A 12,539-nucleotide genomic window follows, 5' to 3' on the forward strand; every position below is an offset into this window, starting at 1 on the left:
GCGAATTCAACGATATGCACAACCTGTGCATCGTGCGCTGGCTAAGCTGAGGAGCTTCAGCCGTTCAGCGGGCAGGTCCTCATGCCGAAGCTTCCGCCGGCCGAACGCGTCCCGTCCTGCGTTCCGGCCGCACCGCCGCCCGGAAGACCCGTGAGGCTGGTTCGAGGAACGTTTCCGCTGTTGCTTGCGGCGCTCTGCGTCGCACTGGGCCGCACCCTGGACCTCGCCCCGCTCTTCCTCCCGCTGATGCCCGCCGTCGCCGCGCTGCCCGCCATCGGACGGCCGAGCGGGCGGTCGGTGCTGTGGGCGGGCGCCGCCGCGCTCGCGGGCGTGGCGGCGCTGGGCTGGGGCGCCCGGCCGCTGAACGTCGCCGTGGCGCTGGCGGGCGTCCTCTCGGTGACCGCGCTGGTCCGGGCCGCCGCCCGCCGCGGCCGCCGCCAGGAGACCAAGATCGCCTGCCTCGGCCGGCTCGCCCAGGTGACCCAGGCGGCGGTGCTGCCCCGGCCGCCCGAATGGGTCGGCGGGGTCCGGCTGGAGGCGCGCTACCTCGCGGCCACCCCCGGCGCCACGGTCGGCGGCGACATCTGCGGCGCCGAGCGCACCCCCTTCGGCGTACGGCTGCTCATCGGCGACGTGTCCGGCAAGGGCCTGGACGTGGTCGCGACGGCCGCCGAGACGCTGCACATCTGGCGGGAGCTCGCCCACCACGAGCCCAGCCTGGCGGGCATCGCGCTGCGGATGGACACCTCCGTCACCCGCATCCACCACCACGACGGCTTCGTGACCGCGCTGCTCATCAACGTGCACGACGACGGCCGGATCGAGCTGCTGAACTGCGGCCACCCGCCGCCCCTGCTGATCCGCGCCGGCCGGGCGCAGTGGCTCGACGGCCTGGACGCGACGGCCCCGCTCGGCCTGATGCGGATGGTGGCGGACCGCTGCCCGACCACGGTGGTGCGCCCGGCGCCCGGCGACTGGCTGCTGCTCTGCACGGACGGGGTGGCCGAATGCCGGAACCAGGACGGGGAGTTCTACCCCCTGGCCGAGCGCCTCACCTCGCTCTGTGGCCACGAACCGACCGTCGTCCTGGACGCGCTCGAAGCGGACCTGGCGCGCCACCGGGACTCCCGCGGCCGCGACGACGCGATGCTGCTCCTGATGCGCCCGCTGCAGCAACAGCACACCGGCTGAACCGCGGACAGCGAACGCCCGTGCGGGCTGGCGGACGGGCGGCCCGACGCCGGCCGTTCAGCCGGGCGCCGGACTGCCGGTCGGCCGTCCTGCCTCGGTCGTTCAGTCGGACTCCGGCGGCGGGGGCGGGGTGGGCGCGCCGGCCGGCGGGGCGATCTTCGCGTACCCGGTCGTGGTGGTGGCCGGGGCCGCCGCTGCGGGCGCCTCGGTCCGCGGCAGTACGGCGTCCCGGCGGGCACCCGGGTCCCAGCCGGTCTCCACCACCCGCTTCTGCACCACCACGGCGCCGGCCAGCACCACCGCGCCGATGGCCAGCATCAGGACGACCGCGCCCGCGCCGCCCACCTTCGCCGCGTTGCCGATCAGCGAGCCGAACCAGCCGAAGTCGGCGTCGCCGAAGGTGGTGTTCTCCTCGCCGAACGCGCCCAGCACCTTCAGGAGCAGCGCGGGCAGGAAGGTGATGAGGACGCCGTTGACGAAGGCGCCGAGGGCCGCGCCGCGCCGGCCGCCCGTCGCGTTGCCGTAGACGCCGGCCGCACCGCCGGTGAAGAAGTGCGGCACCAGGCCCGGCAGGACGAGCGCAAGACCGAACCACGGGTGGAAGAGCGCGGACAGCAGCGCGAGGCTGACCAGGCCGCCGAGGAAGCTGCACAGGAAGCCGATGAGGACGGCGTTCTGCGCGTACGGGAAGACGATCGGCGCGTCCAGCGAGGGCAGCGCGCCGGGCACGACCTTCTTGGCGATGCCCTGGAACGCCGGGACCAGCTCGCCCAGGATCGTCCGCACACCGAAGAGGATGATCGCGACGGCGATGCCGAACTGCAGGCCCTGCATGACGGACTGCATCAGGTAGTTGCCCACGCCCGTGGCCACGTCGCCGCCCGCCGAGCCGAACGCCTTGAACGCGGTGTCCCGGCCCGCCTTGGCCAGGAAGAGGATCGCCAGGATCACGTAGATCAGCACCATGGACAGCGCGGTGGCCACCATCGAGTCGCGCAGGAAGCGCAGCCCCTCGGGCAGCTTCATGTCCTCCGTACTGCGGCTGCGCCGGCCGACCAGCTGCCCGGTCGCGCCGGCGGCGACGTACCCGGCCGTGCCGAAGTGGCCGATGGCGATGGTGTTGTCACCGGTGATGCGCTTGGTCCACGGGTGCGCGAAGGCCGGCATCGAGACCAGCAGGATGCCCAGCAGCACGCCGCCGGCCAGCACCACGACCGCCGAGGACTGGCCCGCGGTGGCCAGCACCATGGTCAGCAGGGTCGCCATGAACAGCATGTGGTGGCCGGTGAGGAAGACGTACCGCAGCGGCGTGAAGCGGGCCAGCAGCAGGCTGACGCCGAAGCCCACGATCATCAGCCAGGCGACCCGGGCGCCGAACTGCTGCTGCGCGATGCCGACGATCGCCTCGTTGGTCGGGATGACGCCGTGCGCGCCGGTCGCCCCCTGGATCATCTCGCCCAGCGGGGCGAGGGCCGTGACGACGAGGTCGGCGCCGGCCCCGATCAGCAGGAAGCCCAGCGTCGCCTTGATGGCGCCGCCGACGACCTGACCGGCGGACTTCTTCAGGGCGATGAGGCCGGTGGCCGTGATCAGGCCGACCAGATACGCCGGCTGGCTGAGGACCTCGTTGACGAGGAATTTGGCGATCGATACGAGCCAGTCCATGGTGCGTTCCTTCGTTACTGGACGTCGTAGGTGTCGCGGAGGATGCGGTCGACCTCGCCCGTACTGGTGAAGTTCTCGACGACCTTCACGGGGATGCCGAGGTCGCCGAGCGTCCTGGCGATCTCGCCCGAGGTGAGGATGGCGACGGCCTCGTCGGCCTTGCCCTTGGCGGAGATGGTGTCGGTCGCCTCGACGGTGACGTACCGGGACCAGCCCCAGCGGTCGAGCACCTGCTCCAGGGTGTTCTTCAGGAAGAGGCTGGTGCCCAGGCCGTTGCCGCAGACGGTGAGGATCTTGTGCGGGGCACCGCCGCCGTCCGGCTGCCGCTCCTCCGGACGCGCCGGCTCCGCCGACCGCTCGGAGCCCGCCGGCCCCTTGGACTCAGCCGGCCCCTCGGACTCCGGCGACCGCTCGGTCCCCGGCGACTCCGCGGGCGGCGCGGGCTGCTCCGGGGCGTCCAGGCTCGCCAGTACCGCGTGCACCGCCTCCGGCGTCGGCGCCTCGCGCAGCGCGCGTTCGCTCTCCGGGTCCGCCAGCAGCCGGGCCAGCGCGGCCATCGCGTCGGTGTGCGCGCCGGAGTCCCGCGCCGCGAGCCCGACCACGAGGGTCACCGGATCGTTGGCCTCGTGCCCGAACTCCACCGGTTCGGCCAGCCGCACCCACGACATGCCGGTCCGCAGGACCGCGGGCGAGGGGCGCGCGTGCGCGAAGGCGAAACCGGGCGCCAGCACGATGTAGGGCCCGTTCTCCTCCACGTTCTCGATCATTTCCGTGGTGTACTCACCGGTACTGGCACCGGTCGCGGCCATCAGGTCGCCGGCCGCCCGAACGGCCTCCCGCCAGTCCGCCGCCGCCACGTCCAGCCGCACGGCTTCGGCGGGGATCAGTTCGCTCAAGGTCGGCATGCAGGGGATCGTCGCACGAAAACGCTTGCCCGGACATGCGCCGTCCGGCGCCGGAAGGGATCATCGACACATGAACGTGAGGATGCGGGTCGCACAGCAGGAGGAAGCCGACGAACTGCTCGGCCGCAGTCCGCTCGCCGCACTGGTGGGCATGCTGCTGGACCAGCAGGTGCCGATGGAGTGGGCGTTCACAGGGCCGTACACCATCGCCCGGCGGATGAACGGCGACGACCTGGACGCGCACGCCATCGCGGCCCAGAACCCGGAGGCGTTCGAGGAACTGCTGGCCCGCAAGCCGGCCGTGCACCGCTACCCCCGGTCCATGGCCAAGCGGGTGCAGCAGCTGTGCCAGTACCTCGTCGAGCACTACGACGGCGACGCGGAAGCCGTCTGGCGGGACGCGGGCACCGGCGCCGAGCTGCTGAAACGCCTCAACGACCTGCCCGGCTTCGGCAAGCAGAAGGCACAGATCTTCCTGGCCCTCCTCGGCAAGCAGTTCGGCGTGCGCCCCGAGGGCTGGCGCGAGGCCGCGGGCGCGTACGGCGAGGAGGACTCCCGCCGCTCGGTGGCCGACATCACCGGCCCGGAATCCCTCGCCGAGGTCCGCGCCTACAAGCAGGAGATGAAGCGAGCGGCGAAGAAGGCGGCGGCCAAGTAGGCCCGGGCCCGGTGCTGTCCAGGTGCTGCCCGGGACGGCTTCAGCCCTCCTGGCCGGCCGCCGCCCGGGCCGTCCAGCGCTGCTCGACCCCGGACAGCCGCCGGTAGGCAATCGCCGCGGCCCGGACCACGACGAAGTGGCCGCCTCTCCCCCCTTCCCCCCGCCCCCTCCCACCCCACCCCCAACTGCTCACTGCCCCCAGGACAGCCCGCCCCACGCTCCCCCAGGCCGGCCCTCCCGCTCCCTCAAGCCCCCGCGACTCCCGCAGGTCAGCCCCCCGCGTCCTGGCGTTCGGTGGTGTCCTGGATTGCCGGGGAGCGGTCGGCCGGGCCCTCCGCCGCCCAGCTGCCGAGCAGCCGCAGCGACTCCGCCGACGCCGAGCCGGGCTCCGCGTTGTAGACGATCAGCTGCTGGTCCGGGTCGGCGGGCAGTCGCAGCGTCTCGTACGACAGGGTCAGCGGCCCGACCACCGGATGGTGCAGCCGCTTCACCCCGAAGCCCTTGTCCTGCACGTCGTGCGTGGCCCAGAGCTGCCGGAACTCCTCGCTCTTGACCGACAGCCGCCCGATCAGCGAGGCGAGCTCGGGGTCGTCGGGGTGACAGCCCGCGTCCAGCCGCAGGTAGGAGACGATGTCGGCGGCCTTGCGCTCCCAGTCGACGTAGAAGTCGCGGGCCGCCGGGTCCAGGAAGACCTGCCAGGCGACGTTCCGCTGCTCGGGCTCCATCGCGCCGTAGTCACCGAGCAGCGCGCACGCCATGCGGTTCCACCCGATGACGTCCAGGCGGCGGCCCGCGACGTACGCCGGTATCCCCTCCATCGCGTCCAGCAGCTGCTGGAGCGCGGGCCGCACCTGCTGCGGGCGGCCGGCCCCGCGCGCACGCTTGGCCTTCGGCTTGACCAGGTGGCTGAGGTGCGCCCGCTCCGCGGCGTTCAGCCGCAGCGCGCCGGATATCGCGTCGAGGACGGCCGTGGAGACGTTCTGCCCGTGGCCCTGCTCCAGGCGGACGTAGTACGCCACGCTCACGCCGGCCAGCTGCGCCAGCTCCTCCCGCCGCAGCCCCGGCACCCGTCGCCGCCCGCCGTGCCGCGGCAGTCCGACGTCCTCGGGCTGAAGACGGGCACGGCGGGTGCGCAGAAACTCGCTCAATTCGGTGCGCTGGTCCATACGGCCAAGTATCCGCATCTCGGCGACAACGCGCGGTGGCCTGTGGACAACTCTGCGAAACCGCAGGTCGCGGCAGTATGGCGAGGGTGTCACTGGCGTTGGTACCAACGCCGTTCGTACGTAAACGGGGGGTCTGGCTCCGCTTCCGCTTCTGTCGCAGGCTCGATGTCATGACACACACCTCTGTCACCGCGTACGCAGCACCCGCGCCCAAGGCACCCCTGGAGCGCACCACCATCCCGCGCCGTGAGCTCGGCGCGCACGACATCCTCATCGAGATCAAGTACGCGGGGATCTGCCACTCCGACATCCACCAGGTCGACTCGGACTGGGGCCCGGGCACGTTCCCGATGGTCCCGGGCCACGAGATCGCCGGCGTGGTCGCCGCGGCCGGCCCGGAGGTCACCCGCCACCAGGTGGGCGACCGGGTCGGCGTCGGCTGCATGGTCGACTCCTGCCGGGAGTGCGACAACTGCAAGGCCGGATTCGAGCAGCACTGCACCGGCTCCGGCCCCGTGATGACGTACAACGCCACGGGCCGCGACGGCGAGCCCACCTACGGCGGCTACTCCACCCACGTGGTGGTCACCGAGGACTTCGCCGTCCGCATCCCCGACGGCCTCGCGCTGGACGTCGCCGCGCCCCTGCTGTGCGCCGGCATCACCGTGTACTCGCCGCTCGCCCGCTGGGGCGCGGCCCCCGGCAAGAAGGTCGCGGTCGTCGGGCTCGGCGGCCTCGGCCACATGGCCGTGCAGATCGCCGCCGCCCAGGGCGCCGACGTCACCGTCCTCAGCCAGTCGCTGCGCAAGAAGGAGGACGGCCTGAAGCTGGGCGCCTCCGACTACCGCGCCACCTCCGACCCGGCGACCTTCGAGGAGCTGGCCAACAGCTTCGACCTGATCATCAACACCGTCTCGGCGGACCTGGACCTGGGCGCGTACCTGGGCCTGCTCCGCACGAACGGCACGCTGGTCCAGGTCGGCGCGCCCGAGCAGCCGCTCCGCACGTCGCCCTTCGCGCTGATCCAGAACAACCGGGCGATGGCCGGCTCGTCCATCGGCGGCATCCCCGAGACCCAGGAGATGCTGGACTTCTGCGCGGCGCACGGCATCGGCGCGCAGATCGAGGTGATCTCCGCCGAGGAGATCAACGACGCGTACCGACGGGTGCAGGCGAGCGACGTCCGCTACCGCTTCGTCATCGACGTCTCCACGATGTGATCCCCGAGGACCCGCGGATCGGATGATCCGCGACCGGTCCGCCGCGTACGGAGCCGGGTGGCTGAGCGACAGCCGCCCGGCTCCGTCGTACGTCAGGCCACCCGGCTCCGCCGTACGCCACCCCGCCCGCCTTCGCCCCATTTGGCAGTGGATAGACGGCGTTAGCCGGACGTTAGCGGACCAATAGCGCCCGGGGACAGAGTGGTTGTCGTGCCGGAGGGACCAGCCGGCCGCACCACCACCAGCCATCGAAGCCACCATTCACGGGGAACCCACCATGTCGAAGAAGACAGTCAAGGCCGCCGTCGCCTCCCTCATCGCCGTCGGCGCGCTGGCCGCGACCGCCGGCCCCGCCCTGGCGCAGACCGCCCGCCCGGCGCCCGCCAAGATCGCGCCCTGCACGGCGTCGGCGCTGAAGTTCGAGGCCGGCACCGTCAGCCGCCCGATCAACCACGTCCTGATCAAGGCGACCAACACCTCGAAGAAGACCTGCGACTTCTCGGCCGAGACCTACCCGCTCCTGCGGCTCCACAAGGACCAGCAGTCGGTCACCCCGGTCGTCGAGGACTCGCAGCCGCAGGCCGTGGTCACCCTCGCGCCCGGCGAGACGGCCTACGCGGGTCTGACGCTCTCCGCCGCCGACTCGTCGGAGAAAGGCTTCAAGACCAGCAAGATCGAGGTCGCCGTGAACCGGGACACCGCCCTGAAGTCCGTCACCGTCAAGGGCGGCCCGGTCTTCATCCAGCCGGGCGTCGCCAAGGTGACGTACTGGCAGGACAACCCGGCCGACGCCCTCCTCTGGTGACAGCTCCCGGCCGGGGAACGACCCCCGATCCCCGGCCGGGCCCCGTACTGCCGCGTTCCGCCGGGCCCGCCCCGGCGGAACGCTCCGCCGTACTCGGGTGACACCGGGCGCATTGCTCCCCTTGCACCGGTTACCACCACTTCGCACCCGTGCGACATGGCTGCGCCCGAGGCCGGGTGACCGGTAGGCTTTCCGTGTGATCTTCAAGCGCATCGGAAATGGGCGGCCGTACCCCGATCACGGCCGGGAGAGCACCCGCCAGTGGGCGGATGTGGCCCCGCGCCCGGTACGCCTTGACCAGTTGGTGACCACCAAGCAGCAGCTCGATCTGGAAACGCTGCTCGCGGAGGACTCCACCTTCTACGGCGACCTGTTCGCGCACGTCGTGAAGTGGCAGGGCGACCTGTACCTGGAGGACGGGCTGCACCGCGCGGTCCGGGCGGCCCTCCAGCAACGCCAGGTGCTGCACGCCCGCGTCCTCGAACTGGACTGACGCGCGCCGGAGCCGGCAACGGACCTGCCCCGAGCTTCACGGAACGTAGCCGTGGCGCCCGGTATTGGCCCTTTCGGGTCAGGTCTCGCGCCACGAACAGATCATTTAATAGGCAGAGCGCCATCACCGCACTACGCTGCGGACATGAGCATGCTGACGCCCCCCGGCATGGGCGGTAAGAAGTACCGCATTACGGGCGACAGGTATCCGCGGATGCGCCGTCCCCGCCGTGACCGCAGGATCGCCATGACAGTCGTGGCCTCCGCCTGCGTGCTGGCCGTCGGCGCCTGGGGCGCCGTACAGCTCATCGACGTCTTCACCGGGCAGAGCGGCACCGCGCAGGCCGCCCAGGAGAAACCGAAGTGCCCGGCGGGCCAGGACGGCGCCAAACCGCGCAGCACGGCGAAGCCGCTGCCCAAGCCGAAGGCCGTCAAGGTCAACGTGCTCAACGCGACCACCCGCAGCGGGCTCGCCAAGAGCACCGCCGACGCGCTCAAGAAGCGCGGCTTCACGATCGGCGAGGTGGGCAACGCGCCCGCCGCCTACGACAAGAAGGTCAAGGGCACCGGCCTGCTGCTCGGCGCGCCGGCCGCGACGGACAGCTCCTTCAAGGTGCTGGGCACGCAGGTGGCCGCCGGGGTCGAACGGAAGACCGACGGCCGCAAGGGCGGCGAGGTCGACCTGATCATCGGCAACAAGTTCAAGGCCCTGGCGAAGGAGAAGGACGCCAAGGCCGCGCTCGCCGCGCTGACCGCACCGCCGAAGGAGAAGCCGGGCACGCCGGGCTGCTGAGCGCCCCGCGGCGCCCGAGCCTCCGGCGTGCTCCCGGCCTGCCCGGACCGGGCTCGCGCCCGGCCGGATCCTGGCCTCAGCCGGCCGTCCCGTACATGCGGTCGCCCGCGTCGCCCAGGCCCGGGACGATGTAGCGGTCCTCGTTCAGCCGCTCGTCGACCGCGGCCGTGACCAGCGTCACCGGCGTACCGGCCAGCTCCTTCTCCATGACCTGCACGCCCTCGGGCGCGGCCAGCAGGCAGAGCGCCGTCACGTCGTCGGCCCCGCGCTGGATCAGTTCCTTGATCGCCGCGACCAGCGTGCCGCCGGTGGCGAGCATCGGGTCCACGACGTAGATCTGCCGGCCGGAGAGGTCCTCCGGCATACGGGTGGCGTACGTCTGCGCCTCGTACGTCTCCTCGTTGCGGACCATGCCCATGAAGCCGACCTCGGCCGTCGGCAGCAGCCGCACCATGCCGTCCAGCATGCCCAGTCCCGCGCGCAGGATCGGCACGACCATCGGGCGGGGGTGGGAGAGCCGGACGCCGGTGGTCGCCGTCACCGGGGTCTCGATGTCGACCTGTTCGGTGCGCACATCGCGGGTCGCCTCGTACGCGAGCAGGGTGACCAGCTCGTCGGCGAGACGCCGGAACGTGGGGGAATCGGTGCGCTTGTCGCGCAGAGTGGTGAGTTTGTGCGCCACCAGCGGGTGGTCGACGACGTGGATCCGCATGACATCGACAGTAACCGAGGCCGGGACCCCGAGGCGCCCGCCGGTGGCCGTACGGAGACCGGCCATCCACGCCCGGCCCCTCGGCCAACGTCAACCGATTCGCATCAACCCCGCACTTCGGGGGAAAGTGGGCACAGACGCCCGGACCGCCGGCCGGCCTCCGGGCGAGGACCTCGGCCCGAGGCGGTGTCGCTCATGCCCGACCAGAAGAACCGTCAGGACGCACGACAGAACCGTCAGGACACACGGCAGAACCGTCAGACTCGCCAGAACCGTCAGAGCCGCCAGAGCGGTCAGACGCACCAGAACACGCAGCCGCGCCAGAACCATCAGGACGCACGGCCCGAAGGAAGCCTGTCCCCGCCCGGCCCTTCCGGGGGCTCGCGCACCCCGCGGCCGGCCGCACGCAGGTCCGGTGCCGCGCGCGGTGCGGCGAGAGGCGACGGCGGCGGCACCAGACCCGACCGCCCGGCGGGGCGCACCACGGGCGGCCGGGAGACCGGACCGCCCGGCGGGACGCCGGACCCGGCGCCCGCCGAGGCCCCACGCCCCGAGGACACGGCGCAGAAGGTGGCCATGGACGCGCGGGCGGCCGGCGGGGAGGGCGAGCCGGACGCGGCCCGCCGCCGGCGCCGGGCACAGTTCCTCCGTGAGCTGAACGAGGCCAAGGAGCTGCGCGACCGCGTCCAGCCCCGGCGCGCCCGCGCCGCCCGGATGCGGCAGGCGATGCGCATGCGCACATTCCGCTGGTAGCGCAACGGCGCGGGACCACCCGACCGGACCCGCGCCCACCGCCGCCACCCCGTCCGCGCCGCCGCACCCGGACCCGCCGCGACCGAGGCCCCTGGGCGTCACCGCGAAGCCCCGCACGCGTCACCGCACGGCCGCGTGCCCGCCGTACACGCCGCCACAAGGACCTCCGCGCGCCACATATGGACCGTTTACGCGCCACCATTCGGGCGCTGCTTCCGTCACCCGTATCCGGTCCCGTCCGGCCCTCGGAGGGGCGGATCCAGCCCCGTTACGGCACCCATCCGGCCCCTTCACGGACCGGATCTCGCAGAACCCGGGCACGACGCAGCGTCGAAGACCCCGCGCGAACGCGTTGTTTCTGCCACGATTCCGATTGGGGCGGGGACTCCGGGCGCTCACGCGCCGCCCTCGCCCGGCCCGGATACGCCTCTGACCAGTGGGAGAGTCACGGTGTACTTCGCCGCACTGCTCGCGCGCACCGAAGACGGGTGGGAAGCGAGCGATACAGAGCTCGACAATGTGGAGACGCTTGCCGACCTGGCCGACCTGGCCCGGCAGGCAGCGGTCGACGACGACACGGTGGTGGCGTTCATCGAGCAGGAGGGCGCGTGGTTCGGCGTCGTCCGGGTGGACGGCGAGGACGACCCGCGCGTCTTCGTCTCGGATGCCACCGCCGCGTCCCGCAGCTCGTACGGCGCCATGCTGACCGACGAACTGATCGGCCGCGACGAGGAAGCCCCGGAGGACCTCGACGATCTGACCAATCTGGACGGTACGGAAGACGGTGAGCCCGAGGGCGCCGAGGACGAGGCGGAGGAGGCCGAGGCCGACGAACGGTTGCCGGCCGGGCCGCTCGGTGACGTCGACCTCCTCGACGACCTCGGCGTCACCGGCAAGGACTTGCTGACGTTCGACAGCAACGGTGACGCGTTGGGCGAGATCGCCGACGCGCTGGGCTGCACGGACGTGCTGGAGGCGGTGCGGTGACGGACGGGGGGCGGCGCACCGCGGCCGCTCCCCGCCCGCCCGCCGCGGGCCCTCGTACGCCCGCCGTGCGGCCTGCCGCGCCCGTCACGGGCCGGCGGCCGCCCGCCGCGGGGCCGCCTCCGCCGGTCCCCGGCACCGCCGCGGTCGCCGACACTGTTGTCATGACCGACGCACAGTCCGCCCCGGCCCCCGCACCCGATCCGTTGCGCGACCCGTGGGCCGCGCCCATGCGGCAGGCCCTGGCGGAGGCCGCGCTCGCCCCCGGGACCGGAGACGTCCCGGTGGGCGCCGTCGTGCTGTCCGCGGACGGGCGGGTGATCGGTACCGGCCACAACGCACGCGAGGCCACCGGCGACCCGACGGCCCACGCCGAGGTGCTCGCCATCAGGGCGGCGGCCCGCACGCTCCAGGAGGAGGCCCACGCACGCCAGGAGGAGGCCCAGGCGACCGCCGTCGGGGAGGGCGACACCTCCGTACGCCGCGCCACCGACTGGCGGCTGACCGGCTGCACCCTCGTGGTCACGCTCGAACCCTGCACGATGTGCGCGGGCGCCATCGTGCTGTCCCGGGTCGACCGGGTGGTCTACGGCACCCGCGACGAGAAGGCGGGCGCGGCCGGCTCGCTCTGGGACGTCGTACGTGACCGACGTCTCAACCACCGCCCCGAAGTGATCACCGACGTCCTGACCGAGGACTGCGCGGCGCCCCTCACCGACTTCTTCCGCGGCCGCTGAGGGCGGTTCGACGGGTACGGAGGGGGCCGACGCCCGGCCTCCGGCGGGTACGGAGGGCCGTCGCCCGGGCCTGGCGGGTGCCCCTCAACGCGATCCGGACGCCGTTCCGGGAGGTCCGCGCGCCCGCCTCCCGGAACCGATTTCGGCACACGGCCCCTCATGGGCTAGGCTCTGCCTCGGTAGCGTGTCCGAGCGGCCGAAGGAGCGCGCCTCGAAAGCGCGTGAGGGGGCAACTCCTCCGTGGGTTCAAATCCCACCGCTACCGCTCGCACGAAGGGCCCGACTCAGCTGAGTCGGGCCCTTCGTCGTACCCGGACCTCTGGCCCGCACCGCGGCCGGGAGGAGAGCGGTGCGGACCCCGCAGCGAGGCCCGGTCCCGCCCGCGGACTCCTGCCAGGTCCGCGGGGCGCACCGTCCAGCCTGCGGCCGCGCTCCGGCCCGACAGGCCGCCGAACGGC

13 protein-coding genes and 1 tRNA gene are annotated in these 12,539 nt (G+C 72.7%); 10 read left to right on the top strand and 4 right to left on the bottom strand.

The features are described from left to right. The first annotated feature begins 180 nt into the window (after nt 1-180). Nucleotides 181-1,191, top strand: coding sequence for a PP2C family protein-serine/threonine phosphatase (locus ABZ840_RS04120; protein WP_361552963.1), 1,011 nt, complete (start codon nt 181-183; stop codon nt 1,189-1,191). 102 nt (nt 1,192-1,293) lie between these two features. On the opposite strand, the gene ABZ840_RS04125 is transcribed toward ABZ840_RS04120, so the two are convergent. Continuing rightward, nucleotides 1,294-2,856, bottom strand: a complete 1,563-nt coding sequence (locus ABZ840_RS04125; RefSeq protein WP_361552966.1) for a PTS ascorbate transporter subunit IIC — start codon at nt 2,854-2,856, stop codon at nt 1,294-1,296. Between the two features lie 14 nt (nt 2,857-2,870). Beyond that, entirely contained in the window at nt 2,871-3,761 is an 891-nt protein-coding gene (locus tag ABZ840_RS04130; protein WP_361552969.1) for a PTS sugar transporter subunit IIA, read from the bottom strand. A gap of 70 nt (nt 3,762-3,831) precedes the next feature. Here ABZ840_RS04130 and ABZ840_RS04135 point away from each other — a divergent pair, with 70 nt between their 5' ends. Next, nucleotides 3,832-4,419 (top strand): HhH-GPD-type base excision DNA repair protein, encoded by a 588-nt coding sequence (locus ABZ840_RS04135; protein ID WP_361552972.1) that lies wholly within the window; start codon nt 3,832-3,834, stop codon nt 4,417-4,419. 269 nt (nt 4,420-4,688) lie between these two features. Here the strand turns inward: ABZ840_RS04135 and ABZ840_RS04140 are convergent, their stop codons facing one another. After that, nucleotides 4,689-5,585, bottom strand: coding sequence for a helix-turn-helix transcriptional regulator (locus tag ABZ840_RS04140; protein WP_361552975.1), 897 nt, complete (start codon nt 5,583-5,585; stop codon nt 4,689-4,691). Between the two features lie 170 nt (nt 5,586-5,755). Between ABZ840_RS04140 and ABZ840_RS04145 the strand changes: the two genes are divergently transcribed. The 4 genes from ABZ840_RS04145 (at nt 5,756) to ABZ840_RS04160 (ending at nt 8,895) form a co-directional block, all read left to right on the top strand. Next, nucleotides 5,756-6,805: an NAD(P)-dependent alcohol dehydrogenase gene (locus ABZ840_RS04145; protein WP_361552978.1), complete on the top strand. Its 1,050-nt coding sequence runs from the start codon at nt 5,756-5,758 to the stop codon at nt 6,803-6,805. A 277-nt stretch (nt 6,806-7,082) separates the two neighbouring features. Further along, the gene (locus tag ABZ840_RS04150) at nt 7,083-7,610 is read left to right on the top strand and encodes a DUF4232 domain-containing protein (protein WP_361552981.1); all 528 of its coding nucleotides are present in this window, start codon (nt 7,083-7,085) and stop codon (nt 7,608-7,610) included. 196 nt (nt 7,611-7,806) lie between these two features. Then, on the top strand, nt 7,807-8,103 hold the full coding sequence (locus ABZ840_RS04155; protein WP_004943146.1) for a type II toxin-antitoxin system VapB family antitoxin: 297 nt from the start codon (nt 7,807-7,809) through the stop codon (nt 8,101-8,103). A gap of 150 nt (nt 8,104-8,253) precedes the next feature. Beyond that, complete coding sequence (locus ABZ840_RS04160) at nt 8,254-8,895, top strand: LytR C-terminal domain-containing protein (protein WP_361553896.1); 642 nt, start codon at nt 8,254-8,256, stop codon at nt 8,893-8,895. 76 nt (nt 8,896-8,971) lie between these two features. Here the strand turns inward: ABZ840_RS04160 and upp are convergent, their stop codons facing one another. Continuing rightward, the gene (upp, locus tag ABZ840_RS04165) at nt 8,972-9,607 is read right to left on the bottom strand and encodes a uracil phosphoribosyltransferase (RefSeq protein WP_361552984.1); all 636 of its coding nucleotides are present in this window, start codon (nt 9,605-9,607) and stop codon (nt 8,972-8,974) included. Nucleotides 9,608-10,177: 570 nt separating this feature from the next. Here upp and ABZ840_RS04170 point away from each other — a divergent pair. The 4 genes from ABZ840_RS04170 to ABZ840_RS04185 all read left to right on the top strand — a co-directional run bounded on the left by ABZ840_RS04170 (nt 10,178) and on the right by ABZ840_RS04185 (nt 12,346). After that, complete coding sequence (locus ABZ840_RS04170; RefSeq protein WP_361553899.1) at nt 10,178-10,360, top strand: hypothetical protein; 183 nt, start codon at nt 10,178-10,180, stop codon at nt 10,358-10,360. Between the two features lie 450 nt (nt 10,361-10,810). Then, nucleotides 10,811-11,347, top strand: a complete 537-nt coding sequence (locus ABZ840_RS04175; protein ID WP_361552987.1) for a hypothetical protein — start codon at nt 10,811-10,813, stop codon at nt 11,345-11,347. Nucleotides 11,348-11,508: 161 nt separating this feature from the next. Continuing rightward, on the top strand, nt 11,509-12,081 hold the full coding sequence (locus ABZ840_RS04180; RefSeq protein ID WP_361552990.1) for a nucleoside deaminase: 573 nt from the start codon (nt 11,509-11,511) through the stop codon (nt 12,079-12,081). A gap of 178 nt (nt 12,082-12,259) precedes the next feature. Continuing rightward, nucleotides 12,260-12,346, top strand: a tRNA-Ser gene (locus ABZ840_RS04185). The last annotated feature ends 193 nt before the right edge of the window (nt 12,347-12,539 follow it).

The sequence above is a fragment of the Streptomyces sp. NPDC047117 genome (assembly GCF_040643545.1).
GTDB lineage: Bacteria > Actinomycetota > Actinomycetes > Streptomycetales > Streptomycetaceae > Streptomyces.